Below are 25590 nucleotides of genomic sequence, written 5' to 3'. Positions count from 1 at the left end.
GAGAGGAAGGTGCGGGCCCGTCGGGTCGCCGGCCGACGGGCCCGCACCGGTCTCAGCGCGCCCGGGCGATGTGCTGCGTCCCGATGCGCTTGCGGAAGACCCAGTACGTCCAGCCCTGGTAGAGCATGACGAGCGGGGTCGCGACGGCGGCGCACCACGTCATGATCCGGAGCGTGTACGGGCTCGACGACGCGTTCTCGACGGTGAGGCTCCAGTCGCTGTTGAGCGAGGAGGGCATGACCGCCGGGAAGAGGGTCAGGAAGAACATCGCGATCGTGACGGCGATCGTCACCCCGGAGAGGGCGAAGGCCCAGCCCTCCCGCCCGCGCAGGGTCGCGAGGAGCGCGAGGACGAGCGCGAGCACGGCGACCACCAGGGCGACGAGGCTCTTCCCGTTGCCGCTGTCCGCCTGGGTCCACACCAGGAAGCCGAGCGCGAGCACAGCGGTGACGGGCCCGAGCCGCACTGCCAGGGCGCGGGCCCGGTGCCGGATGTCACCGGCGGTCTTGAGCCCCGTGAACACCGTGCCGTGGAAGGTGAAGAGGCTCAGTGTGACGAGCCCGCCGAGCAGCGCGTAGGGGTTGAGGAGGTCGCCGAGGCTGCCCACGTACTCCAGATCGCGGTCGATCTTCACCCCGCGCACGATGTTCGCGAAGGCGACGCCCCACAGGAAGGCCGGCAGCAGGGAGCCCCAGAAGATGGCGTGCTCCCAGTTGCGCTGCCAGCGCTCCTCGTCCCGCTTGTGGCGGTACTCGAAGGCGACGCCGCGCACGATGAGGCACAACAGGATGACCAGGAGCGGCAGGTAGAAGCCGGAGAAGAGCGTCGCGTACCACTCGGGGAAGGCGGCGAAGGTGGCGCCGCCCGCCGCGAGCAGCCAGACCTCGTTGCCGTCCCAGACCGGGCCGATGGTGTTGATGAGGACGCGCTTCTCGGTACGGTCCCTGGCCAGCAGCTTCGTCAGGACGCCGACGCCGAAGTCGAAGCCCTCCAGGAAGAAGTAGCCGGTCCACAGGACGGCGATGAGCACGAACCAGAGGTCGTGGAGTTCCATGGTCGTTTCCCTCCTTCGGGCTCAGTAGGAGAAGGCCATCGGCCGGTCGGCGTCGTCATCGTCCTCGTCCCGCGCGGCCTCGCGATCGGCGTCACGGGCGTCTCCCGGCGCGCTCTCCGCCGCGCCGCCGCTTCCGCCCGTACGAGCTGGGCCGGGCCGCCCCCCGATGCGCGTCGGCGGATGCAGGTCGGCCTCCGTCAGCTCGGGCGGGCCCGCCTTCGCGTACGTGATCATGAGCTTGGACTCGATCACGGCGAGCACTCCGTACAGGAGCGTGAAGGCGCTCAGCGAGATGATCACCTCGGCCTGCGAGACGCCCGGCGAGACCGCGTCGGCCGTCTTGAAGAGGCCGTACACCGCCCAGGGCTGGCGGCCCGTCTCGGTGAAGATCCACCCTGCCGAGTTCGACAGGAGCGGGAAGCACATCGTGGCGAGCGCGGCGAGCCAGAAGAGCTTGGTGAAGCGCGGGCTGAGCACCTTGTCCCGCCAGAGCACGAGGTGCGGGATCTCGTCCTCGGCGACCCGCAGGTGGTGCGGCAGCATGAACTTCTTCCTGGTCAGCCACAGACCCGCGAGGCCGAGGGCGAAGGAGGTCATGCCGAAGCCGATCATCAGGCGGAAGCCCCAGAAGGCGACCGGGATGTTCGGCTTGTAGTCGCCCGGACCGTACTTCTCCTGCTCGGCCTTGTTGGTGTCGTTGATGCCCGGGACGTGCGAGGTGAAGTCGTTGTCGGAGAGGAAGGAGAGGATGCCGGGGATTTCGAAGGCGACGCTGTTGTGCCCCTTGTCCACGTCCCCGTAGGCGAAGATCGAGAACGGTGCGGCGTCCTGGCCCTCCCACAGCGCCTCCGCCGCCGCCATCTTCATGGGCTGCTGCTTGAACATGACCTTGCCGAGCGAGTCCCCGCTGATCGCGGTGAGCAGACCAGCGACGACGAGCGTGACGAGACCGAGCCGCAGCGAGGTCTTCATCGTGGCGATGTGCCGCTTGTCGTGCTTCGCCCGGCGCTTGCGGCCCAGGTGCCACGCCGCGATGCCCACGATGAAGGCGCCACCGGTGAGGAAGGAGGCGGCGAGCGTGTGGAACATCTGCGTGAGGGTCATCTCCTGGGTCAGCACGGCCCAGAAGTCGGTGAGTTCGGCGCGTCCGGTGCCCTTGTTCAGGCGGTAGCCGACGGGGTGCTGCATCCAGGAGTTCGCCGCGAGGATGAAGTACGCGGAGAGGATCGTGCCGATCGACACCAGCCAGATGGTCGCGAGGTGCAGCTTCTTCGGCAGCTTGTCCCAGCCGAAGATCCACAGACCGATGAAGGTCGACTCGAAGAAGAAGGCGATGAGCGCCTCGAAGGCGAGGGGCGCCCCGAAGACGTCACCGACGAACCGCGAGTAGTCGGACCAGTTCATGCCGAACTGGAACTCCTGCACGATCCCGGTGACGACCCCCATCGCGATGTTGATCAGGAAGAGCTTCCCCCAGAACTTCGTCGCGCTGAGGTACTTCTCCTTGCCGGTACGGACCCAGGCCGTCTCCAGGCCGGCGGTGAGCGCGGCGAGCGAGATGGTCAGGGGTATGAACAGGAAGTGGTAGACGGTCGTGATGCCGAACTGCCAACGGGCCAGCGTCTCGGGCGCCAGTGCGAGATCCACGAAATCCTCCTCGCTCCGCTGATCTCTGTGCACGCGGTGGACACCGTGGGCACAACCTGATTCCGCTCTCACGGCTCCCGATTGATCCGCATTCGCCCAGGGCAAAGCGGCCCCAGTCGGGCGAGCTTGTGAAAGCGTTCACATTCACAAGCATTATGTCCCACCGTCGTTTCATGCGAACAGGGGGTCCCCGGGGCGGGAGCCCTGCGGGATGCCGTTTTAAGGGGTTTGTCCGCTTGGTTTTGTCAGGTTTGCGAGGTTTTGCGGGCATCTTTGAGCCTCGTCGGGCCTACGAAACCGGGCGCTGTGACGTCCGCTACAGCGGTACGGAGCCCTCCGCTCCGGGCCAAGGGCGGAAGGGGGCGGGGCAAAGGGCAGGGGGCGGGACCGTGCCCCGAAGGGTCAGGGCAGGGGCCGGTGAGGGCAGGGCGGTGCCGAAGGGGCCGGGCCGATGGGAATCCGTCGTACTGGGCGTACTTGGGATTTCGGCCGGTGCGGCGAGAGTGCGTACCGGGCGTCGCGCGGCAGAGGCGAGATTGAAGACAGGCCCTAGCGCTCTCTGCGCGGATCAGGGGCGAGTGCGTGGGTGAGGCCGGTCCGGCTCGCCGATGCGCCGGGGTGCCGGCCTCGCCTGCGTACTACGTGACGAGCGGGCCTCTGCCGGGGGCGGGGCGGTCCGGCCTCGCGTGCGGCAAACGGCCTCACCACACGGGGGACCGTGACGTCGCGAGCGTGCGGGACATCGCAGATGGGTGTGACGTCGCGGGCGGGCCTTCTACGGTCGCGGCCTGCGGACGGGCGCAGCGTCCCGGGCGAGGGTAGGGGGCGGGCGCGACACCGGGCGGCCGGGGCGCGGCATCCGCCCGGCGGGCATCGCATCGCGGCCCGGTCGCGGCGGTGGGGCGGCGCGGCGCGCGGCGTCGGGTGGGCGTGAAGGAGCCGCCGCGCGCCCCTCCGGGGACGGGCCCCGCCCCCTCTGCGCCCGGCGGCTCCGTCACGTATGCGCGAAACAGGCGGTCAGAGGCCCAGTTCCTTGCGATAACCCGCCGCAGCCGACAGGAAGAGGTCGTTCGCCTCCGTCTCCCCCACGGTGACGCGGACACCCTCGCCCACGAAGGGGCGCACGACGACACCCGCGCGCTCGCAGGCGGCGGCGAAGTCGAGGGTGCGCTCGCCGAGCCGGAGCCAGACGAAGTTGGCCTGGGTCTCGGGGACGGTCCATCCCTGGGCGCGCAACTCCCCCGCGACACGCGCGCGTTCGACGACGAGGGCGTCCACGCGCTCCAAGAGCGCGGTCTCGGCGGCGAGCGAGGCGACGGCGGCGTCCTGCGCGAGCTGGCTCACGCCGAAGGGGACGGCGGTCTTGCGGAGTGCGGCGGCCACCGCCTCGTGCGCGATCGCGAACCCGATCCGGAGCCCGGCGAGACCGTACGCCTTCGAAAAGGTGCGCAGGACGCACACGTTGGGCCGATCCCGGTACAGCTCGACCCCGTCCGGGACCTCCGGGTCACGGATGAACTCCCGGTACGCCTCGTCCAGCACCACGAGCACATCGGAGGGCACCCGGTCGAGGAAGCGTTCCAGCGCGGCCTTCCGCACCACCGTCCCCGTGGGGTTGTTGGGGTTGCAGACGAAGACGAGCCGGGTCCGTTCGGTGACGGCCGCGAGCATCGCGTCGAGGTCGTGCTCCTCGTCGCCCGTGAGCGGGACCTCGACGGCCTTCGCCCCGCTGATCCGGGTGATGATCGGGTAAGCCTCGAAGGAGCGCCAGGCGTAGACGACCTCGTCACCGGCCTGAGCGGTGATCTGCAACAGTTGCTGCGCCACACCGACCGAGCCCGTACCGGTGGCGAGGTGCGAGGCCGGCACGGAGAAACGTTCCGCCAGAGCCTGCACGAGGCCCGTCGCCGCGAGGTCCGGATAGCGGTTGAGCTTCCCCGCCGCGGTGAGCGCGCTCTCCATCACCCCGGGGAGCGGCGGGTACGGGTTCTCGTTGGAGGACAGCTTGAACGCCGGGCCGTTCCCGCCCGTCGCCGCCTTGCCCGGCACGTAGGCCGGGATGTCGTCCAGTACCGCTCGCAGTCTGGGGTTCGTACCGCTCACCGCGGGACCTCCTTCTGTACGTGCCGGTATTCCCGCGCGGCCCGTGCCGCCCCGGGAAACGGACCCTCGAGCCTCCCGGCCGGCCGGGGATCGCCCATCGCCGCCAGGCCGCTCTCGCCGCGCCCGTCCGCATATTGGACACCGTGGAGAGCGCTCCCGGTAGGTATCCCGCGCATGAAATGACCCACGCGCCCTCACCTTGACGCGGGCGCCCTCACCTCGCCTCGCGAGAGAGGTGCCGTCGGCCGCCCTCCGGGGGAGACCGGAACAGAGCCGCCCGCGGTGCTTTCTTCGCGGCGACCGCCAGGGGCGCGCGCTCATCTGCGTGCGCCGCTGGCTGGCGCCGTGGCGCGCATCGCCCGTACAGGTGAGCCGCACCCCCGGAGCGGCCCGCACAGAGAGGCGCCGTACCACCGGCCCACTGGCGGGTAGCCAGCTCGGGAGCGGCTAAGTTCCTTGCAATATAAGGGCTTTGACGGGGTGTCGCCTTGCAGAAACGTGACATCACAGGTCTGCATATGCACCCGCCGTACCCCCCTGACAGACCCCTACTATCGGCAACCCATGACAGCAGCAGGGAAGCGACAGGTGAGCCGAGCGGAAACTCCCCGCAGGGGCAAACGGTCCGGACGGCCGGGAATCAGAGATGTGGCAGCGGCGGCGGGGGTCTCGATCACGACCGTCTCCGACGCCCTCAACGGCAAGGGCCGCCTCCCCGACATCACCCGCCACCATGTGCGGGAGGTGGCCGAGCAACTCGGCTACCGCCCCTCGGCGGCGGCACGCACCCTCCGTACGGGCAAATCGGGCCTGATCGGCCTGACCGTGACCACGTACGGGGATGAACCTTTCACCTTCACGGAATTCGCCTACTTCGCCGAGATGGCGAGAGCGGCGACCTCCGCCGCGCTCGACCGGGGTTACGCCCTCGTCATCCTCCCGGCGACCTCGCGCCTCAGCCCGGTGGACGTGTGGTCCAACGTCGCGCTCGACGGCACCCTCGTCGTCGACCCGGCCGACCACGACCCGGTCGTCGCGGAACTCGTGCGGCAGGGGCTTCCGGTGGTCTCGGACGGGCGACCGGACGGCACCCTTCCGGTGACGGCTTGGGTGGACAACGACCACGAGGCGGCGGTCCTCGGCATACTCGACCACCTCGCGGACTCGGGGGCTCGCCGGATCGGCCTCCTCACGGGGAACACGACCGACACGTACACCAGGCTCTCCACGACGGCCTACCTCGAATGGTGCCGCCGGGTGGGACAGGACCCCGTCCTGGAGTCGTACCCGGCCCACGACCCCTGCGCGGGCGCGGTCGCCGCCGACCGGCTCCTGGCCCGTCCCGACCGCCCCGACGCCGTCTACGGTCTCTTCGACCCCAACGGCACGGATCTGCTCGCGGCGGCACGCAGGTACGGGCTCCGCGTTCCCGAGGACCTCCTCCTCGTGTGTTGCAGCGAGTCGACGGTCTACGCCTCGACCGAGCCGCCCGTCACGACGCTCTCGCTCAAGCCGCGCCGCATCGGCACGGCCGTCGTCCAGCTCCTCATCGACGCGATCGAGGGCATCGGCGCACCGCACCAGCTGGAACGCGTCATCCCGACGGAACTGATCATCCGCACTTCGTCCCAACGCCGGTCTCCTCGCACGAAGGTGAGCCCGCCACGGGAGTCGGGGGAGGGGAGGGGGTAGCGGGGCGGACGGACGCACGGCGGGACGCGACGGGGGCCGGGGGCGGTTCGGGGGCCGCGACCTCGGACGCCGAGGCCCCTGGAGCACGGTCGGGGCCCTTCTGGGGCCGCTGCCCCGAGGCGGTTACAGCGTCTCGGCACGCGACCCGGTTCGCAGCTCGGGGACGGGACCCGGGAGGTGGGGCAGCTCCCGGGTTCGCTTTGACCACCGGCAGCGGCCTGGGGTGGTGGCGTCAAGGCGCGGCGCCGGGCCGGTGGCCTTGCTGGGCCGCGTCGCTACAGAGAGGGCGCGACCACGAAACGGACGAGGCGGCTTCGAGGACATGGCCCGGGGACGGTGTGACACTCCTCGGACCACGTGGCCCCGGCAGGTGTCGAAGCCTCGAAGGCCGCGCGTCCTCACGAAGGTGCCTCCGAGCAGAGCCTCGAAAGGTCGGCTTGGGAGCCCCGGGGCGGTGGTGATCTTGGTGCCATGTCCCCTCGGGACCGCGCTTCGTTCCGGAGGCGGCGACGAGACGCCACTACGAGGACCTGGAACCGGCACACCGAGCGCACGTGCCGAACACCGACCGCACCGCACGGGACCTCGCGGACACGCCCCGGGAACCCCACTGATCAGGAGGCCAGGCAGACGTCACGCCACGCATCCACATCGTGGGGACGCCGCTCCGGAAGTCGCCGCACCGCCCCGAGGCCACTGCAAAACCGCACGCCCCCGGGACCCCGGTGTTCCGGGCGGACCACCACCCCGAGGCCACGCCTCGACGCCGCCCACGAGGTCGGCCCCCTCGGCGGCCCCGCTGGCCCGGGACCACAGCGCCTCACAGAGCCCACCGCTCCCGGCGGCCCCACGGCAAAGCGACGTGTCGTACTCGCCTTCCGAGGGTGGGGCCCCTGCCGGGCGCTGCGGGTGTTGTGCGGGACTTCGCCGACCCGCCCCCGGCCTTCGTCCGTCGCTCACCCCCCGCACGTGGCCCCAGAGCCCGATCATGGCCCTCAGGCGCAGCAGCCCGTCCTCTGAGGCGGCACAGCACCAGGAAGCGGCGGCGCCTGAGCCGCGACGGCCCCGGGGCAGAGCTTCAGGAGCAGCCTGCCGCTGTTCCGGCACGCCTCGCTGTTCACCGTCCTTTCCCTCACGGGCCGTCACCTCCCTCACCCGGTACTCCCTACGGGGGACCGGTTCCGCGGCTCGTCGCGGCGTTTCCGGAGCCGAACGGGCGCCGCGCCCCGCCATTTCGGCTCAAAACGCCGTCCGGGGGCGGAGTGCGGCGGGATTCACCACCCTGATGCGTCCCACACCCCGCACCGCATTCCTATGATGGGCGCACGACACCGAGGGCCGCTGCGACCGAGCGGGCCGGGCGGTGGGGAGCGGCGCGATCGTGGTGGAGGGGTCAATGACTCAGGGGGCCGGTCAGGGACCCGCGGAACGAACACCGACGGTGCGCGACTTCCGCGTCCCCGCCTACATGCCCCAGCCCGAAGCCTTCGCGGACGGGGCCGAGCCCTATCCGGGCGAGGGCGACAGGTACGCGGACGCGGCTCAGGCGTACGCCGAGCGCCAGGCCCCCGAGGCGGCGACGACGCCCGAGGCCGTCCCGTCCGCCGGCCCCGAGGCCCCCGTGGACGAGGACTACACCCCCACTCAGCGCGACCTGCCCGTCATCGGCTCCCAGCCGGAAGCCGCGCCCCAGGCGCACGCGGACGGCCCGGGCCCGCTCTTCGTCGTCGGCGACGTGCACGGGTATCTCGACGAACTCGTCGCCGCCCTCCAGGAGCAGGGCCTTCTCGACGAGGAAGCCCGCTGGGCCGCGGGCAACGCCCGGCTCTGGTTCCTGGGCGACTTCACTGACCGGGGCCCCGACGGCATCGGGGTCATCGACCTCGTCATGCGCCTCTCGGCCGAGGCCGCCGCCGCCGGCGGCTACTGCAAGGCCCTCATGGGCAACCACGAGCTGCTCCTCCTCGGCGCCCGCCGCTTCGGCGACACCCCGGTCAGCTCCGGAGCGGGTACCGCCACTTTCCAGGCGGCCTGGCTCCTCAACGGCGGCCAGAAGGCGGACATGGACCGGCTCCAGGACGTCCACCTCCAGTGGATGTCCCGGCTCGACGCGATCGTGGAGGAGGACGAGCACCTGCTCGTGCACTCCGACACCACCGCCTACCTCGACTACGGCTCCACGATCGAGGCCGTCAACGACACGATCCACGAGGTCCTCACGCGCAACGATCCGGACGAATGCTGGGACCTCTTCCGCAAGTTCACCAAGCGCTTCGCCTTCCGTGACGAGCAGACGGGCCCCGAGGCGGCGCGCGAGCTGCTCGACACCTTCGGCGGCTCCCGTATCGTCCACGGCCACAGCCCCATCCCGTATCTGCTCGGCGACGTCGGAACCGAGGACGGTGAGGAGACCCCGCGTCCGGTGATCGAGGAGCCGCACATCTACGCCGACCGGCTGGCCGTCGCGATGGACGGCGGAGTGACCATGGCGGGGACGCTGCTGGTACGTCAAGTGCCCTTCCCTACCTGACGCTTACCCCGGCCTCGCGCCCTCCCCGCTGGACCCCCGCTGCCCCCTGCCGCCGTGCCGTGCGGCGCCACGATGCCGCACTGTAGGCCCTCCACTGCCCACACGCTGCGGCAGGCAGCCGCCACCCCGCAAGGTCCCGTGCGGCCCGCGGCGCCACCCGCCCCGGCCCTGTACCACCGCCACATGTCCGCACGCCGCCCCCGCTCCGGCGTACGGGCGATCCCCCCGCCGCCCCGCGCGTGCACGCGCTCGCCGCCCGTACGCCCCTCCCTGCCTGCCCGGACGGGCGCGCCACCCGGCGTGCGGGGGGCGCACGTGCCGCCGCGTCCCACCGTACGACCGGTCAATTTCCGGAAACACCCTGTTACCCTGCGCCGTCCCCGGCCTACCATCGCCTTATCCGTAGCAGGCTCTCCTCCGCTTCCGCCCTCTGCCCGCACCCAGCGGGCGCCTTGGCCCTACGGAGCATCGGGGGATGCACATGAACAGCGCTCCGCACTTGCTGCCCGAGGACCACCCCGAGTTCGAGCGGGTCCTCGACGAGGCCCTGCGCCAGGCCGTCCCACGGCCGGCCGCGCCGGGTCCCGACGGGCAGCTCCCCGCCACGCGCCTGAAGGCCCTGGCGCTCGACTCGGCGGCTCCCCTCGCGGCCGCCGCCGCGCCCGAGTACCAGCGCTACGTCAGAGTCCGCGAAGACCTGCGGATACGCACGGCCGGGGACACCGAGAAGGCCGACGTGCCGACGCGGGCGCAGGAGAGCGGAGGGCTCGCCGCGGCGCTCGGCGAGGTGACCGAGGCTTCAGGAGCCGGGGCTGTCGTCGTGGTCGCCGCGCTCACCCCGGTGCTCGCCGGGGTCGCCGCCGTCGTCCTGCTGCTCATCGGCTACCTGCTGCGACTCCTGGACAGCGAGCACGTCATCGGGGACGCCCTGCTCACCGCGGGCTGGATCTTCGCCGTTCTCGCGGCTGCGGCCATCCTCGTCGCCGGGACCGCCCTGCTCCTCGCCGCGCTGCGGAACGGAGCCACCGCGCTCCCCGCCGATCCGCGCCGTCCGCGCACGGCCGCGCCCGATCCGGAGACCGAGGAGGTGGACCGCGCCCGTGCCGACTGGCAACGTGCCCTGCTGGAAAAGGGGTTCCTGCCGTTCTTCCAGCAGCACGCGCGCTTCGAGCAGCAGGGCGGGGAGGGCATACCGGCTGAGGAGGGCCCCGCGCGGGACGGTCCCATGCCCAGCCGTAGCGGCGGCCCCTCCCGTATGCCCCGGCTCGGCTACCACCGTCCTGGCTTCAGCAGCCCCGAGGCGGACGGCGAGGCGGCCTCCCGTCCCCGCTACTCCAGCCCCGACTTCAGCAGCCCGGACTACGGCGGCCCGGAGCACCGCCCGGAGTGAGCGATGTTTCACGTGAAACATCGCAGGCCGTTCCCCGCGTACGGAGCGCGGTGTGCCCCCGTACTCGCCGACGTGGCCCGAGCGCACCCGCCTCCCAGCCCCCCACACCAGCGCCCGCACTCGCATCCGCACCCGCACCCCACGCGGAAAAGCCCGATGTTTCACGTGAAACACCACAGTGGATGTTCCACGTGAAACATCGGGCCACGAGGGACCGATCCCCCGCTACAGCCTTCCGCCGGTCAGCCGCGTGAGCGGCCCCACGGCTCGTACCCCGGACTTCCGTCCCGCGAGGAACGAGGCCGTGGCCACCGTCAGCAGCCCGGCGCCGGCGCTCGTCACGGCCACCTTGTGCTCGCGCGCCGTCTGCCAAGCCGTGCCCGCCGAGGCGACGGCCTTCTCCGAGACCTCGGAGACCTTGCGCCGCCCGGCGTCCACGCCGGTCCTCGCCTTGGCTTCCACGCGCTTGCCCGCCGCTCCGGCGGCACGGACACGTGCCCGCGCCGCCTCGGCGGCCTCTTCCGTCTTCACCCCGGCCGCGGAGAGCGCCCCATCGGCCTTCTCCGACACGTTTGCCGCCACCGGGGCATCCTCGGTCCCGGTCGCGGAGGCCGAACCGGCCACGGCGTCGCGGGAGTGCTTGGTCTGCGGGTTCTCTCCAGTCATGGCCTTCGGGTTGCCGCTCAGCACCGGAGAAAACCCGCGACCGAGCGGCGAAGTGACCCCGGAACCGGGCGAGTACGCCCCAGGAGGGCCCCCTCCCCGCCCGCGCAGAGAGCCGCGCTCACTCCGCCAGCGGCAGATACACGCGGTTCCCCGAAGCGGCGAACTCCCGTGACTTCTCCATCATCCCGGCCGCGATCTCCTCCTTGCTCAGCTCCGTACCCCCCTCCGTCCCGAAGCGCTCGCTGATGTCCCGGCTGATCCGCATCGAGCAGAACTTCGGACCGCACATGGAGCAGAAGTGCGCCGTCTTCGCCGGTTCGGCGGGCAGCGTCTCGTCGTGGAAGGCGCGCGCCGTCTCAGGATCGAGCGACAGGTTGAACTGGTCCTCCCACCGGAAGTCGAAGCGTGCCTGCGAGAGCGCGTCGTCCCACTCCTGCGCCCCCGGGTGCCCCTTGGCGAGATCGGCGGCGTGGGCGGCGATCTTGTACGTGATGACGCCGGTCTTCACGTCGTCCCTGTCGGGAAGCCCCAGGTGCTCCTTCGGCGTGACGTAGCAGAGCATCGCGGTGCCCCACCACGCGATCATCGCGGCGCCGATGCCGGAGGTGATGTGGTCGTAGCCCGGCGCGACGTCCGTGGTCAGCGGCCCCAGCGTGTAGAACGGCGCCCCGTCGCAGAGCTCCTGCTGCAGTTCGACGTTCTCCTTGATCTTGTGCATCGGTACGTGCCCGGGGCCCTCGACCATCGTCTGCACGCCGTGCTCGCGTGCGACGGCGGTGAGTTCGCCGAGCGTGCGCAACTCGGCGAACTGCGCCTCGTCGTTGGCGTCCGCGACGGAGCCCGGCCGCAAACCGTCGCCGAGCGAGAACGTCACGTCGTATGCCGCGAGGATCTCGCACAGCTCCTCGAAGTGCGTGTACAGGAAGGACTCCTGATGGTGCGCGAGGCACCACGCCGCCATGATGGAACCGCCGCGCGAGACGATGCCGGTGGTCCGGCGCGCGGTGAGCGGTACGTACGCGAGCCGCACCCCGGCGTGCACGGTCATGTAGTCGACGCCCTGCTCGGCCTGCTCCACGACCGTGTCGCGGTACAGCTCCCAGCTCAGTTCCTCCGCCTTCCCGCCGGCCTTCTCCAGCGCCTGGTAGAGCGGCACGGTGCCGATGGGGACGGGGGAGTTGCGCAGGATCCACTCCCGCGTCGTGTGGATGTCCCGGCCCGTCGAGAGGTCCATGACGGTGTCCGCGCCCCAGCGCGTCGCCCACGTCATCTTCTCGACCTCCTCCTCGATCGAGGAGGTGACCGCCGAGTTGCCGATGTTCGCGTTGATCTTCACGAGGAACCGCTTGCCGATGACCATCGGCTCGCTCTCGGGATGGTTGATGTTCGCGGGTAGTACCGCCCGCCCGGTGGCCAGTTCCTCGCGTACGACCTCCGGGGCGACGCCCTCGCGCAGCGCCGCGTACTCCATCTCCGCCGTGATCTCGCCCCGCCGGGCGTAGGCGAGCTGCGTCACCGGCGCCGCCGAACGGGCCCGGCGCGGACGGCGCGGGCGTCCGGGGAAGACGGCGTCCAGCTCGCGCACACCGCCACGCGGGACGGTGTGCTGAAGGCCGTTGTCCTCCGGCCGGACCCTCCGGCCCGGATACGTCTCGGTGTCGCCGCGCGCCGCGATCCACGAGGCGCGAAGGGTGTCGAGCCCGCGCCGTACGTCCGTGGTGACGGACGGATCGGTGTACGGGCCCGAGGTGTCGTACAGCGTCAGCGCACGGCCGTCGCTCAGGTGCACCTTCCGCACGGGCACCCGCAGCCCCGCCCGTTCACCCTCGACGTACGCCTTGTGCGCACCGAGGGCGTGGACGGGTGCGGGGGTGTCGTGCTGCTGTGCGGAGGCAGGGGTGTGCGCGTCCGATGTGGTCATGAGACCTACTCCCTACGCCGGCATTACCCGGTAACAGGTTCAGCGGTCGGCGCAGCGTTCCTCCCTTGGGCCGCGTGTGCGGCCGCACGAGGAGATCAGCGCCCTCTCAGCCCGGTGCTCCGAGCTCCCGCGGGGACAAATCACGTGCCACGCTAGCGCCCGTCCGGGCGTGCTGGCCAGAGGGCCCCCTCGGTTCTTGCGATGATCGGCCGGTGACGACGCTACCTCCCACGCCTCAGGCGCCCCCGCCGCCCCCCTCGTCCCCGGAGGGCGACCATCCCTCCCCGGGCCACGGGCACAGCCACCACCACGGCCCGGCGGCCCCCGGTTCGCGCCGGCTGCGCACGGTCATCGCGGCGGTCCTGGTCCCCTTCGCCGCCGTCGTCGTCGCCGGGCTCGTCCTGCTGTGGCCCGGGGCTCCGGGGGCGCACGAGCGGTCGGGCGTCGGCTTCGACCGGCAGACCGTCAGCGGCAAGGTCGTCGGCATGGAGCACGTCGGCTGCAACGACGCGGCCGGAGGCGGCTCGGGGCAGGGGAGCGGCGGGAACGGCCCGCCGGACCCGTCGTCGTCCGGCGGTACGGATTCCTCGGAATCCGGCGGCACCTCGGAGTCCGGCGGCACGGGATCGTCGGGCGCGGGGTCGTCGGGCGCGGGTTCTGACGCGGCCTCGGGGGAGCACGCGGCGGGGGTCTGCGAGCAGGCGACGGTCGAGGTCACCGAGGGGAAGGACAAGGGGCACCGCTACCCCGAGCTGATCCGTCCCGACACCTCGCGCCGGCTCCACGCGGGCCAGGAGGTCGTTCTCGCCTACGCGCCCGACGCGCCGCGCGCGCTCCAGTACTCCGTCACGGACGTGGGCCGTACCCCGCCGATGGTGGTGCTCGCCGCGGTCTTCGCCCTCGTCGTCGTGGCGGTCGGGCGGATGCGGGGGCTCATGGCCCTCGTGGCGCTCGCGGTGAGCTTCCTCGTGCTGACCTTCTTCATCCTGCCCGCGATCCTGGAGGGGTCGAATCCGCTCGTCGTGGCCGTGGTCGGGGCGAGCGCCATCATGCTCATCGCCCTCTACCTGTGCCACGGGCTCAGCGCGCGCACCTCCGTCGCGGTGCTCGGCACCCTCACCTCGCTGCTGCTCATCGGGGTGCTGGGCTCGCTCTTCATCGGCTGGGCGGCGCTCACCGGAAACACCGACGACAACACGGGCCTCATCCACGGGCTCTACCCGCACATCGACATGAGCGGACTGCTCCTGGCGGGAGTGCTCATCGGCTCGCTCGGGGTGCTCGACGACGTGACGGTCACGCAGACCTCGGCCGTCTGGGAGCTGCACCAGGCCGACCCCGGGATGACGCGGCGCGCGCTGTACCGCGCGGGGATCAGGATCGGCCGCGACCATATCGCCTCGGTGGTCAACACCCTGGTCCTCGCCTATGCGGGGGCCGCGCTGCCCCTCCTGCTGCTCTTCTCGCTCGCGCGGAGCGACGTGGGCGCGGTCGCGACGAGCGAACTCGTCGGCGAGGAGATCGTGCGGACCCTCGTCGGCTCGATCGGCCTGGTCGCCTCGGTGCCGGTCACGACGGCGCTCGCGACGCTCGTGGTCTCGGCGGACCGTGTGCCGCACCCGCCGTCGTCCCCCGTTCAGGCCGTTCCCCCGCACGCCGAGGTGCCCGGCCCGGCCGCGGGGCGGCTGCTCGGAGGCGGCGGACGCCGCAGGAAACACTGAGGAGCGGGAGCACCGCGGAGACCTCAGGATGCTGCGCGCACGAAGAGCGGGCGGGCCGCCGCGGGCACGGGGGACGCCCCGGCTCCGGGGTTCAGCCCGCGCTCGGCTCCTCGGCGAGGATGCGGTGCAGGGCGTCGTCGAGGTGGCTCTCGAAGTCCGCGGAGGCACGCTCCTCACCCAGGGGGACGAGGCGGTCGGTCCGGTCGAGGAAGGCGACGATCGGCGCCATGCCCACCCGGAAGAGGGCCTGGTCGGCGCCGACCTGGAGCCTGATGTGCAGCTCTCCGGGGCCCTCGCCGTCGAGCAGGGGCTCCGGCTCCACGGGCGAGACCCGCACATCCCCGTCGCCGCACGCCTCGTCGATGCCGTCCGCGAGCAGTTCCCGCCCGAACGTCCACGAGACCGGGGCATCACCGGGCAGGTGGAAGGTCAGCCGGACCGCGTAGGGATCGGCGGCCTCGTAGCGAAGCTCGACGGGGATACGGAACGAGAGCTCCTCGGAAACGAGGAAGCTCATCATGACCTCTGCCTGTACGGACTCGCGCATCGCCAACCCCGTCGATTGCCGTCACCTTGCCAGAGGAAAATCCCCTGACACTCCTGACATCTAGCTCAGTGAACACATCACATCACAGTGCGTGATCCCGCTGCTGCTGATTGCGGGAAGAAACGAGCGGGAAAATCCGTCCGAGCGGTTTCCGCCCGGGCGGTTCGTGGAATCCCCGGCACCGATCACCCGTATTCCGGCTGCCCCCAGGCGGTCCGCACATGCAAGGCACGCGGGGATTCGCCCACGTTCACCCCTTCGGCCCGCATGGGCCATACGAACACACCGGCCCCAGGCGGCGACACCGACGGCCCAAGCGTCACGCAGAGCTATGCATCAGCGGAGGGCAAAGGCACTCCTGCGGAAGGGAGTTGATGGTCAAGAGCGTCCATTCGGGGTGCTCCCCGTCAACTCCGGGACGCGGATGTCCCCCGCCGGTGGCCGCGCGACGGGCGCGGCGCCGACCGGCGGAGGCACTCGGTCAGTGCCGGCTTCCCGGCCCCGCCGACTCCTTGAATTTCCGCACGACGAACACGAGCGCCGCGACCACGACGACGAAGACGAGCACCTTGAAGAGCAGGCCGACCACCACGCTCAGAATCGAGACGATCACCCCGCCGAAGATCGCCAGCGCGATGAGCGGAACGGCCACCCACTTCACCCACCACGGCAAGTCCGTGACTATCTCCCGCACACCCATCGTTGCTACCTCGCTTCAACCGGTTCCGGGTCCTGCCCGGCCTGCTTCGATGCTAGGGGGGAAAACCCGGCGAGTGGGCACTCGGCAACCCTGGCTTATCCCTGATTCGTACCCCTAGGGGACAGCGCCCCCTGTCCCCGGGGAACCCTGAGAAAGCCCCCGCTGAACTGGCCTTTCTCTCTCAGGGTCGACTTCGGGTGCCTGCTCCCTCTCAGGGGCGCCGTCCGGGCCCGCTTCCCTCCCGGCGGTGTCGCCGGCGCCGCTCGCCCGGGCCGCTCGCCGGGTTCCCTGGCGTCCGCTCCCCGGCGCCCGCTCAGCCCTCCGGCGGCGAGAAGACGACGAGGACCCGCAGATCCTCGCTGATGTGGTGGAAGCGGTGCGGCGTCCCCGCCGGTACGTAGACGACGCTGCCGCGCGCGACCTCCGTCGTCTCCTGCCCCACGGTCAGCGCGGCCCGTCCGCTCACCACGAGGTAGACCTCGTCCTGCCGGTGCGGCTGCTGGGGGTCGGTGGCCCCCGCGTCGAGCGCGTACAGCCCCACGGACATGTTCCGCTCGCGCAGGAACTGCAGGTACGCGCCGTCGTTCACGGACCGTTCGAGGTCCAGCTCGTCCAGCCGGAATGCCTTCATCGACTTCATCCACCCCTTCGCCGCTCCGGTGCCGCCGGTACCGCCCACGTCTGTCACGATCAGCCCATGAAGACCTTCGTGTTCAGGACCCTCGCCAACGCGGCGGCCCTCGCGGTGGCCGTGTGGCTGCTCGACGGCATCACCCTCACCGGCCACAACACCGGCCACAGGGCGCTCACGCTGATTATCGTCGCACTGGTCTTCGGCGTGGTGAACGTCCTGGTGAAACCGCTCGTGCAGCTGCTGACCCTGCCGCTCCTGATCCTGACCCTCGGGCTTCTCACCCTCATCGTGAACGCCCTCATGCTGCTGCTGACGTCATGGATCTGCGGCCTCCTCCACGTCCCCTTCCACGTCAGCGGCTTCTGGACCGCCGTGCTCGGCGGGCTCATCGTCTCGGTCGTCTCCTGGGCCGTCTCGCTCGCCCTGCCCGACGGCCGCCCCACCGAGCGCGCCTGAGCCCCCGGCGCTAGGGCCCCACCGTCGCGCCCCTCCCCCGGGGAGGGCCGCCTCCCGGGCAGGCCGCCGCGTGCCCCATCCTGGGGACCCGGCACAGCGCGGTGCGGGAGCGGTGACGGTCAGCCCGTTCACGGCCCGGCAGACGGCCGGGGAGCGGCAGCGGACGAGAAGAGGGACAGCATGACCGGCGACGGAACGAGGGCAGTGCGCGCGGGACTGCCGGAGGCGGCACGCAACGAACCGACCATGCCGGGTCCGGTCTTCGCCGCGCACTTCCACCTCCCGGGAGAGGTAGCCGGGCCCTATACGTACGGGCGCGACAGCAACCCGACCTGGGCCCACCTCGAAAGCGCCCTCAGCGAGCTGGAGGCGCCCGGCGAAGAGGCGGGGACGCTGCTCTTCGCCTCCGGGATGGCCGCGATCTCGGCGGTGCTTTTTTCCCAGCTGCGGGCCGGGGACACCGTGGTGCTCCCCTCGGACGGGTACCAGGTCCTGCCCCTCGTGCGCGAACAGCTCACCGCGTACGGCGTGACCGTGCGCGTCACCCCCACCGGAGAGGCCGCCCCACTCGACGCGCTCGACGGTGCGCGACTGCTATGGATCGAGTCGCCCTCGAACCCCGGCCTCGACGTCTGTGACATCCGGCGGCTCGTCGCCGCCGCGCACGAGAAGGGGGCGCTCGTCGGAGTCGACAACACCCTCTCGACGCCGCTCGGCCAGCGCCCGCTGGACCTCGGCGCGGACTTCTCCGTCGCCTCCGACACCAAGGCCCTCACCGGCCACGGCGACATCCTCCTCGGCCACGTCACCACGCGCGATCCGGCCCTCCTGGAAGGCGTACGACGCTGGCGCAAGATCATCGGCGCCATCCCGGGCCCCATGGAGACCTGGCTCGCGCACCGTTCGCTCGCGACGCTCCAGCTGCGCCTCGACCGGCAGAACGCCAACGCGCTGGCCGTCGCGCAGGCACTGCGCGCCCGGCCCGAGGTGAGCGGCCTGCGCTACCCCGGCCTCCCCGAGGATCCCGCGCACCGGCTCGCCACGGCGCAGATGCTGCGGTACGGGACCGTCCTGGGCTTCACGCTGCCCTCGCGCGCGCACGCCGAGCGCTTCCTCGCCGCCGCCCGGCTCGTCGAGGACGCCACGAGCTTTGGTGGCGTGCGCTCCACCGCCGAGCGGCGCCGTCGCTGGGGCGGGGACGCGGTCGCCGAGGGCTTCATCCGCTTCTCGGCGGGCGTCGAGGACACCGAGGACCTCGTGGCCGACGTGCTGCGGGCGCTCGACGAGAGCGGCGACTGAGCGGACCGGAAGGCACGCGGGTGGTCCGAGCCCTCTGGTGGCCCGGACCACCACGGCTTGTGTGAAGGGCCGCCCGTCCCAGGGCAGTTGACTGCTTTCCCCTCTCCCCTCCCTGGAGAGACGACGGGGTACCGCCAGCTCTATCGTTGACCGCCCGGGTCCGCTCCGGGGCCGACCACCGGGAGGGGCAAGTCGCGATGGATCTCGCCCTGTTGCGCACTTTCGTCGCCGTGCACCGGGCGGGTTCCTTCACCCGTGCCGCCGCCCTGCTCGGCCTTTCGCAACCCGCGGTGACCTCCCAGATAAGAGCCCTCGAACGCCAAGTGGGCCGCCCGCTCTTCCTGCGCCAGGCGCGCGGGGTGACGCCCACGTCGCTCGGTGAGGAACTAGCCCACAAAGCGGCCCCGCACCTCGACGCCCTCCTGGAGATCGCGGAGGGTGGTGTCGCCGCGAGCGGGAGCCGGGCCCGCACACTCCACCTCACAGGGCCCCCGGAGTTCCTCGCCGAACGCGCACTGCCCGCGCTCAGCGGCATCGACAAGGGGGACGGCCCGGGTTCAGGGATCCGGGCCACGTTCGGCACCGCGCAGGAGAGCCTCGCAGGGCTCGCCGCAGGGCATCACGATCTGGCGATCAGCACGGTCCGCCCCCGTGGGGGACTGCTCACGGCTACCGCGCTGTGCGACGAGGAACTCGTCCTCGTCGCGGCGCCGGCCTGGGCGGACCGGCTCCCCGTCGAGCGCCTCCACGGCGTCGGCCCGACGCCGGGCGCAGGCCGTGCTCAGCCACTCCCCTTCGTCGACTGCCACGAGTCGCTGCCCCTCGTCGCGCGGTACTGGACCACCGTCTTCGACGCGCTGCCCCCGGGCCCCGGTGCGGTGATCGTCCCCGATCTGCGGGCCGTCCTCGGCTGCGTCCTCGCCGGTGCCGGCCTCGCGGTCCTGCCGCGCTACCTCTGCGCGGACCCCCTCACCGAGGGACGGCTCCGGCTCCTGCTCCATCCGGCGGTGGCTCCGCTCCGTACATACTTCCTCGTCGCCCGCACGGGGACTCTCGCCCTGCCCCACCTCTCCCGCGCCCACGACCGCCTGCTGCGCGCGGCGGCGGAATGGAGCTGAACGTGCCCCGGAGCACGCTCCACGCCAGGCGCGGCCCTCAAGCGCCCGGGGCGCGCATGTTTCACGTGAAACAACCCGGGCCACATTCCTTCCATGACCGTTCGCCCCGTGGTCAAGCGCACCGCTCGCGCCGTCCTGCTCGACGGCGAGGACCTTGTCCTCATCAAGCGCGTCAAGCCGGGCGTCGATCCCTACTGGGTCACCCCGGGGGGCGGCGTGGAGCCGGAGGACGCGACCGTCATCGACGCCCTGCACCGGGAGGTCCACGAGGAGCTGGGCGCGAAGATCACCGATGTCGTCCCGTGTTTCGTGGACACGGTCGAACACATCGGCGCGGACGGCGGCGCCACCGGGGTCAAAGTCCAGTACTTCTTCGTCTGCCGCCTCGTGTCCATGGATCTGGAGCAGCGGCACGGACCTGAGATGGAACAGCCCTGTGGAACCTACGAGATCGTCCGCATCCCCTTCACCCGTGTCGGTATCGCCTCCGTCCACCTCGTCCCGCTCTCCCTGCGGCACTACCTCGACGGCAATATCGAGGGGGTACTCGCCCTCCTCGACGCGGATCTCGGCTGACGCGGCGCAGACCGCGCGGGGCGCCGCTCCTCGTGAGTCATCCGGCGAGCATCCGCACGTTGTTCCCGCGTCACGCGATGTTCCACGTGAAACATCCCTCACCGCGGAACAGGTCCGTAGTCTGAAAAGAGGGTGGACGCACGCCCCTGACGTCGGTAAGCCTGAGCGCGTGCTGCCCACTCCTCCGCCGTCCGCCGCTCTGGCTCTCCGCAGGCTGACCCTGCACGATCTCCCGCACTGCCTGGAGCTGGCACAGAACAGAGGCTGGTTCCCCGACCGACGGCTGTGGACCCTGCTGCTGACGGCGGGCACCGGATACGGCATCGACGACCCGCGCGGTGGGCTCCGCGCCGTCTGTGTCAGTCATCGCTACGGCCCCGAGGGGCACTCCGGCCTGACCGTGCTCAGCATGCTGCTCGTGAGCCGCGACCACGCGGGCCGGGGGCTCGGTCGCCGCCTGCTCAGCGAGGTGATCGCTCAGGAGCCCGTCGAAGCCCTCGCTCTCTACGCGAGCGAGGAGCGCGCGCCGCTCTACGAGGACCTCGGTTTCCGCGCGGCGGCCACGGGGGATGTCGAGACGCTGGAGGGGCACTTCGTCACCGCGGGACCGGTTCCCGGGGTCCGGGTCCGGCGGGCGACCGCCGGGGATCTGCGCGCTCTGCTCGATGTGGACCGGGAGGTCTTCGGCCTGGACCGCACTCCCCTGCTCGCCCGGCTCCCTGCCTTCGCCGACCGGATGAGTCTCGCCGAGGACACCGACGGCCGGGTCCTCGGCTTCGCCGCCCTCCGCACCGAACCGCACGCCGCTCTCCTCGGCCCCCTCGTCGCCCGCGAGCCGCTCCTCGCGCAGGCTCTGGTCGCCGACCTCGTCCACGGGGCACGTACGCCGGTACGGATCGTGCTGGAGAGCCACCAGGAGGAACTGCGCGGCTGGCTCACCGCCCACGGTCTGCGTCCCGTACTCCGCAGCCGCCTGATGCTGCGCGGTACCGCCGCACTGCCCGGGGACCGGCCCCGGCGGTACGCGCCGCTCAGCACGGCGACGGGCTGAGCGAGCGGGGCCCGGAACCGGCCGGAATATTTGCATACGCCGTATAGTTGCAGCGAGTGGTTATTTCGTATGTGACCTAGGCTGAACATCCGGGACGGACGGAGGAGAACGATGACGGCGACCGACCCCGCTCTGACGGCGCTCGCGCACAGCTGGTCCGCCCTCTCGCTGCTGCACAGCCGGATCGAGACGCGCATCGAACGCGCCCTCCAGGCGGCACACGACCTCAGCGTGCGGGAGTACTCCCTCCTCGACGTCCTCAGCCGTCAGCACGACGGCGACGGCGGCCACCTCCAGATGCGGCAGGTCGCGGAAGCCGTCGTGCTCAGCCAGTCCGCGACGACACGCCTCGTGACGCGCCTGGAGGACCGTGGCCTGCTGGCCCGCTACCTCTGCCCCACCGACCGGCGCGGCATCTACACGGATGTGAGCGAAGCGGGCCGAGCCCTCCTGGAAGAGGCCCGTCCCACCAATGACGCGGCCCTGCGCGCCGCACTCGACGAGGCCGCACTCGACCCGCAACTCGCCCCGCTCGTCACCGCCATGGAACAGCTGGACGCCTCGCCCCGGCTCCTCGGCCAGCCCGCCTGAACCGGACCGGCCGCTCGGGCCCCCGGCCGGGGAACTCCGGTGACGCCCGGGACGCCGCGCCTAGGATCGCGGGCATGAGCACCCTTCACATACGCCCGGCCACGCACAACGACATCAGCGCGATCGTCGCGATGCTCGCGGACGACCCGCTCGGCGCCCAGCGTGAGTCCCCGGACGACCTCACGCCCTACCGCGAGGCGTTCGCCCGCATCGACGAGGACAAGAACCAGCACCTCGTCGTGGCGGAGAGCGACGGCGAGATCGTGGGCACGTTGCAGCTCAGCGTGTTGCACGGCCTGTCCCGGCAGGGCACCACCCGCACGATCATCGAGGCCGTACGGGTGTCCGCGACGACTCGCGGGGGAGGTCTCGGCACCCAGCTCATCACCTGGGCCATCGAGGAATCCCGCCGCCAGGGCGCGAGCCTGGTCCAGCTCACTTCGGACGCCAGCCGCACCGACGCCCACCGCTTCTACAAGCGGCTCGGCTTCGTCGACTCGCACGTCGGCTTCAAACTCACGCTCTGAGCCCGCCCCGCACCCCATGTTCCACGTGAAACATCGCGGGCCGCGCACACGGAATGTTTCACGTGAAACACGGCAGAACCCCCGGGGCTGAGCTGTCCCGGGGGATGTTCCACGTGGAACATCCCCCGGGGTCGCCCCCTCACAGGGGCGGACGTACCCCTCAGGGGTCGGCGCCCCATGTTTCACGTGGAACATCCCCGGCCTCAGCCCGGCAGCCCCTGCCACCCCTTCGCCACGACTCCGCCGGGCGTCGGGCCGCCCTCCGCGTACGGCTCGCGCGAGAAGACGAAGGAACCCAGGTCGAGGTGGCTCACCTCGCCCTTCGTCCCCCGTACGACGCTCAGCACCTCGCCCGAGTAGTAGCCGTCGAGTCCCACCCAGCTCCCGTCGTCCGCAGGTACGAAGCGGGACTGCCGCCCGCCCTTGACCGGGCCGAGTTCCAGCCCCCCACCTGCCCGGAGACGTACGGCGACCGGGTCGCTTCCCCAGTACCACAGGCCCGTGAGCGCCAGAAGCTCCCTGTCCACGTGCGGCAGCGGCCTCCACGGCTCGGGGATACGAGGCTCGGCCTCCGCCACGAGTTCGAGCAGCTCGGCGGCGAGCGTCCCCGAGCTGAGCTGCGACGTGGCATTGCCCAGCACCACGGCGCCGAGGTCCTCCTTCTCACAGATCCACAGCCCGGCCGTGAACCCCGGCACGGAGCCCGTGTGCCCGGCCAGGTCCCTGCCCCCGCGATGCAGAAGCTGCGTGCCGAGGCCGTACCCGCTGTCCCCGTCCCCGGGGGCCGCTGGAACACGCAGCTCCCGCACCCCCTCGATGCCGAGCACCTCGTCGTCCCCGTGGAGCAGGAAGTCCGCGAAGCGGGCGAGGTCGGCGGCCGTGGACCACAGCTGCCCCGCCGGCGCCATGATCCCCAGATCCTCCACCTTCTCCTCCTGGAGCAGATCTGCCCACGGGTGCACGGCCCAGCCACAGGCACTCGGCGCCTCGGGGCGTACCCCGGTCCGCCGCAGGCCGAGCGGCTCCAGGATCTCCGTGCGCAGGGCCTCCTCCCACGTGCTCCCGCGCACGGCGGCGACGAGCGCGCCGAGGACCGTGAAGCCGGGGTTGGAGTAGTGGTGCAGCAACCCTGGTTCGTGACGGAAGGGCTCCGCGCCCAGCACGTCGGTGAGCCGCGGGCGCAGACTCCCCGGCGTCCGCTCCCACCAGGGCGGGGGCGCCTCGGCCGCCAGGCCCCCTGTGTGAGCGAGGAGTTGGCGCACCGTCACCTCGGCCCCGAGTCCCGCATCCGGCACGTACCGCTCCACAGGCTGGCCCAGTTCGAGCAGGCCCTCCTCGCGCAGGCGCAGCGCGAGCACCGCCGTGAAGGTCTTGGTGATCGAGCCGATGCGGTACTGCACCTGGTCGTCGGGGGCGTGCCCGTCGACCCGGCCGCGTGCTCCGCTCCACACCTGCCGTCCGCCCCGCGTCACCGCCGCCACGACGGACGGCACCCGCTGCTCGGCCTGTGCCACGGCGATCCGGCGCAGCAGCGCCCGCCGCGTCCCGTCCAGGAGTGCGCCGGACACCTCGCCGGGCTTTTCGCCGGACGCGCCGCCGGCCTCGTCGAAGGAAGTCATGCGTGGCACGCTAATCGGCCGCCGCCCGGCGCCACCAGCCCCTTTCGGCCCGGGGCCGCTCCCCCACGCGCCCGTCCTTCGTAGGGCGGACGTGCCGCCGGGAGGCGTGAGACGCGCCGTGAGAACGGGGAGTCAGGTGACGTGATCATCCTGGCTGTCGTCTTCGCCGTACTCGGCGCCGCGAGCAACGCGATGGGAACCGCCTTCCAGCGCAAGGCCGCGGCCAACCAGTCCCGGGGCGGCGGCCTGCGCCTCGTTCTCGCCCTGGCCCACCGGCCCGCCTGGCTCCTCGGCATCGGCGGCGTGATCGGTGCCGCGTTCTTCCAGGCCCTCGCGCTCACGAACGGGCCGCTCGCGCTCGTCCAGCCGGTCTTCATCCTGGAGCTGCCGTTCGCGCTGCTCATCGGGCTGCCGTTGCTGCACCGCACGATGCCGGTGACCGGCTGGTACGCGATCGCGAGCGTCGTCGCCGGCCTCGTGCTGCTGCTCGGCTGCGCGGCCCCGCACGGGGGCACGAGCCAGGCCTCGGCCGAGCGCTGGACTCCGGCGGTGGCACTGTGCCTCGCGGCGATGGGCCTCATGGTCTTCATCGCGCGCCGCACCCGCTCCTCGCTGCTGCGCGCCAGCGTGCTCGGGTTCGCGGCGGCCGTGGGCAACGCGCTGACCGCGGCGCTCCTCAAGTCGGCGACCCGTACCTTCGCCGACCACGGTCCTGGCGCCTTCCTCGCCTCCTGGCAGACCTACGGCTTCGCGCTCACCGGCATCGCGGCCCTCCTGCTCCTGGAGAACGCCTTGCAGGCGGGCTCGCTCGCCGCCTCGCAGCCCGCCCTGACGATCGGTGACGCCACGGTCAGCCTTCTGCTCGGCGTCCTCGTCTTCCAGGAACGCCTCCACCTGGGCTGGCTCGTCGTGCCCGAGCTGCTCGGCGTCGCACTGATCGCCGCAGGCGTCCTCGCGCTGACCCGCGCGGTCCCCCACATCCGCGACCTCGCCTCATAACGAAGCCGCGCGCCCCGCCTCTGCCGCGTAGCCTGCCCGGGTGGATCTCTTCTCCCAGGCCCTCACCTCCCTGCTCGACACGGTCGCCGGGCTCCGCGACGAGGATTTCGACCGGCCCAGCGGTTGCGCGGGCTGGCGCGTACGGGATCTCGTCTGCCACCTCGTCATCGGCACGCAGGACGTCCTCATCACCCTCGCCACGCCCGAGCGGGGCGCGCCGACGCGCGACGCCGTGACGTACTGGCAGGTGGGCGAGACGCCACCGGACGGCACCGACCCGCTCGACGCGCTCACCGTCCGTCTCGCGGCGGCCTACGAGGATCCGGCGCTGCTGAAGTCCCACCTGGACGACGTCGGTTGGGCGGCGGGACGCGCGGCCCGCCTCGCCGCGCCGGAGGCACACGTCGGGACACGGGGACAGGTCCTGACGGTGGCGGACTACCTTTCCGCCTATGTCCTGGAGTGGACTCTCCACCACCTCGACCTCATCGCCCCTCTCCCGGAAGCCGCCGCGCCCCCCGCCGCGTGCCTCGAAAGCTCCCGCGCCCTCCTCGGCCGCATCGCGGGCGCCCCCTTCCCGCCCTCCTTCTCGGACCGAGAGGCCCTGCTCGTCGGTACGGGCCGACGCACGCCCACCCCCGAGGAACGCGCGTCCGCCCCGGTACGCCTCGTCCTCGGCTGAGGAACGGGCGGTCACGGCGTACGACGCCCCGCGTCGTGCCGTCCCACGCGCATCAGCCATCAGATGA

General features: G+C 71.7%; 22 protein-coding genes and 1 riboswitch. Of the genes, 13 read left to right on the top strand and 9 right to left on the bottom strand.

Annotated elements, in window-relative coordinates; genetic code table 11:
- Nucleotides 1-52: 52 nt before the first annotated feature.
- From cydB to hisC, 3 genes are all read right to left on the bottom strand, one after another.
- The gene (cydB, locus tag IF99_RS0110435) at nucleotides 53-1054 is read right to left on the bottom strand and encodes a cytochrome d ubiquinol oxidase subunit II (RefSeq protein WP_030996112.1); all 1002 of its coding nucleotides are present in this window, start codon (nucleotides 1052-1054) and stop codon (nucleotides 53-55) included.
- A 21-nt stretch (nucleotides 1055-1075) separates the two neighbouring features.
- The gene (locus IF99_RS0110430; protein ID WP_030996111.1) at nucleotides 1076-2701 is read right to left on the bottom strand and encodes a cytochrome ubiquinol oxidase subunit I; all 1626 of its coding nucleotides are present in this window, start codon (nucleotides 2699-2701) and stop codon (nucleotides 1076-1078) included.
- A gap of 1017 nt (nucleotides 2702-3718) precedes the next feature.
- Nucleotides 3719-4804, bottom strand: coding sequence for a histidinol-phosphate transaminase (gene hisC, locus IF99_RS0110425; RefSeq protein WP_030996110.1), 1086 nt, complete (start codon nucleotides 4802-4804; stop codon nucleotides 3719-3721).
- Nucleotides 4805-5368: 564 nt separating this feature from the next.
- Here hisC and IF99_RS0110420 point away from each other — a divergent pair.
- The 3 genes from IF99_RS0110420 to IF99_RS0110410 all read left to right on the top strand — a co-directional run bounded on the left by IF99_RS0110420 (nucleotide 5369) and on the right by IF99_RS0110410 (nucleotide 10416).
- Nucleotides 5369-6496, top strand: coding sequence for a LacI family DNA-binding transcriptional regulator (locus IF99_RS0110420; RefSeq protein ID WP_078655043.1), 1128 nt, complete (start codon nucleotides 5369-5371; stop codon nucleotides 6494-6496).
- A gap of 1381 nt (nucleotides 6497-7877) precedes the next feature.
- Nucleotides 7878-9026, top strand: coding sequence for a metallophosphoesterase (locus IF99_RS0110415; protein ID WP_030996108.1), 1149 nt, complete (start codon nucleotides 7878-7880; stop codon nucleotides 9024-9026).
- 475 nt (nucleotides 9027-9501) lie between these two features.
- A complete protein-coding gene (locus IF99_RS0110410) occupies nucleotides 9502-10416 on the top strand; it encodes a hypothetical protein (protein WP_030996107.1) in 915 nt (304 codons plus the stop codon).
- Nucleotides 10417-10641: 225 nt separating this feature from the next.
- Here the strand turns inward: IF99_RS0110410 and IF99_RS0110405 are convergent, their stop codons facing one another.
- On the bottom strand, nucleotides 10642-11082 hold the full coding sequence (locus IF99_RS0110405; RefSeq protein ID WP_030996106.1) for a DUF2448 domain-containing protein: 441 nt from the start codon (nucleotides 11080-11082) through the stop codon (nucleotides 10642-10644).
- 118 nt (nucleotides 11083-11200) lie between these two features.
- Nucleotides 11201-13003, bottom strand: coding sequence for a phosphomethylpyrimidine synthase ThiC (gene thiC, locus IF99_RS0110400; RefSeq protein WP_030996105.1), 1803 nt, complete (start codon nucleotides 13001-13003; stop codon nucleotides 11201-11203).
- Nucleotides 12996-13144, bottom strand: a riboswitch (TPP riboswitch). (Overlaps the previous gene by 8 nt.)
- A gap of 71 nt (nucleotides 13145-13215) precedes the next feature.
- Here thiC and IF99_RS0110395 point away from each other — a divergent pair.
- The gene (locus IF99_RS0110395; RefSeq protein WP_030996104.1) at nucleotides 13216-14724 is read left to right on the top strand and encodes a YibE/F family protein; all 1509 of its coding nucleotides are present in this window, start codon (nucleotides 13216-13218) and stop codon (nucleotides 14722-14724) included.
- Between the two features lie 91 nt (nucleotides 14725-14815).
- Here the strand turns inward: IF99_RS0110395 and IF99_RS0110390 are convergent, their stop codons facing one another.
- The 3 genes from IF99_RS0110390 to IF99_RS0110380 form a co-directional block, all read right to left on the bottom strand.
- Nucleotides 14816-15271, bottom strand: coding sequence for an SsgA family sporulation/cell division regulator (locus IF99_RS0110390; protein WP_030996103.1), 456 nt, complete (start codon nucleotides 15269-15271; stop codon nucleotides 14816-14818).
- Between the two features lie 481 nt (nucleotides 15272-15752).
- On the bottom strand, nucleotides 15753-15971 hold the full coding sequence (locus IF99_RS0110385) for a DUF5326 family protein (protein ID WP_030996102.1): 219 nt from the start codon (nucleotides 15969-15971) through the stop codon (nucleotides 15753-15755).
- Nucleotides 15972-16284: 313 nt separating this feature from the next.
- On the bottom strand, nucleotides 16285-16602 hold the full coding sequence (locus IF99_RS0110380) for a cupin domain-containing protein (protein WP_030996101.1): 318 nt from the start codon (nucleotides 16600-16602) through the stop codon (nucleotides 16285-16287).
- A gap of 66 nt (nucleotides 16603-16668) precedes the next feature.
- On the opposite strand from IF99_RS0110380, the gene IF99_RS0110375 reads away from it, so the two are divergent.
- The 7 genes from IF99_RS0110375 to IF99_RS0110345 all read left to right on the top strand — a co-directional run bounded on the left by IF99_RS0110375 (nucleotide 16669) and on the right by IF99_RS0110345 (nucleotide 22223).
- Nucleotides 16669-17061, top strand: a complete 393-nt coding sequence (locus IF99_RS0110375; RefSeq protein ID WP_030996100.1) for a phage holin family protein — start codon at nucleotides 16669-16671, stop codon at nucleotides 17059-17061.
- 180 nt (nucleotides 17062-17241) lie between these two features.
- Nucleotides 17242-18360, top strand: a complete 1119-nt coding sequence (locus IF99_RS0110370) for a cystathionine gamma-lyase (protein WP_030996099.1) — start codon at nucleotides 17242-17244, stop codon at nucleotides 18358-18360.
- Nucleotides 18361-18557: 197 nt separating this feature from the next.
- On the top strand, nucleotides 18558-19478 hold the full coding sequence (locus IF99_RS0110365) for a LysR family transcriptional regulator (protein WP_030996098.1): 921 nt from the start codon (nucleotides 18558-18560) through the stop codon (nucleotides 19476-19478).
- 93 nt (nucleotides 19479-19571) lie between these two features.
- On the top strand, nucleotides 19572-20054 hold the full coding sequence (locus IF99_RS0110360; RefSeq protein ID WP_030996097.1) for an NUDIX domain-containing protein: 483 nt from the start codon (nucleotides 19572-19574) through the stop codon (nucleotides 20052-20054).
- Between the two features lie 169 nt (nucleotides 20055-20223).
- Complete coding sequence (locus tag IF99_RS0110355) at nucleotides 20224-21105, top strand: GNAT family N-acetyltransferase (RefSeq protein WP_037826713.1); 882 nt, start codon at nucleotides 20224-20226, stop codon at nucleotides 21103-21105.
- A gap of 111 nt (nucleotides 21106-21216) precedes the next feature.
- Entirely contained in the window at nucleotides 21217-21696 is a 480-nt protein-coding gene (locus IF99_RS0110350) for a MarR family winged helix-turn-helix transcriptional regulator (protein WP_030996095.1), read from the top strand.
- Between the two features lie 74 nt (nucleotides 21697-21770).
- Nucleotides 21771-22223 (top strand): GNAT family N-acetyltransferase, encoded by a 453-nt coding sequence (locus IF99_RS0110345; protein ID WP_030996094.1) that lies wholly within the window; start codon nucleotides 21771-21773, stop codon nucleotides 22221-22223.
- Nucleotides 22224-22426: 203 nt separating this feature from the next.
- Here the strand turns inward: IF99_RS0110345 and IF99_RS0110340 are convergent, their stop codons facing one another.
- Nucleotides 22427-23842 carry a serine hydrolase domain-containing protein gene (locus IF99_RS0110340; RefSeq protein WP_234340642.1) on the bottom strand — a complete coding sequence of 472 codons (1416 nt, stop codon included), beginning with the start codon at nucleotides 23840-23842 and terminating at the stop codon, nucleotides 22427-22429.
- A gap of 141 nt (nucleotides 23843-23983) precedes the next feature.
- On the opposite strand from IF99_RS0110340, the gene IF99_RS0110335 reads away from it, so the two are divergent.
- Nucleotides 23984-24841, top strand: coding sequence for a DMT family transporter (locus tag IF99_RS0110335; RefSeq protein WP_030996092.1), 858 nt, complete (start codon nucleotides 23984-23986; stop codon nucleotides 24839-24841).
- Between the two features lie 40 nt (nucleotides 24842-24881).
- Entirely contained in the window at nucleotides 24882-25523 is a 642-nt protein-coding gene (locus tag IF99_RS0110330) for a maleylpyruvate isomerase N-terminal domain-containing protein (protein WP_030996091.1), read from the top strand.
- The last annotated feature ends 67 nt before the right edge of the window (nucleotides 25524-25590 follow it).

This window comes from Streptomyces sp. NRRL F-5630, from assembly GCF_000719475.1.
Classification (GTDB): Bacteria; Actinomycetota; Actinomycetes; order Streptomycetales; family Streptomycetaceae; genus Streptomyces.
This window is presented reverse-complemented; position numbering and strand designations above follow the sequence as displayed.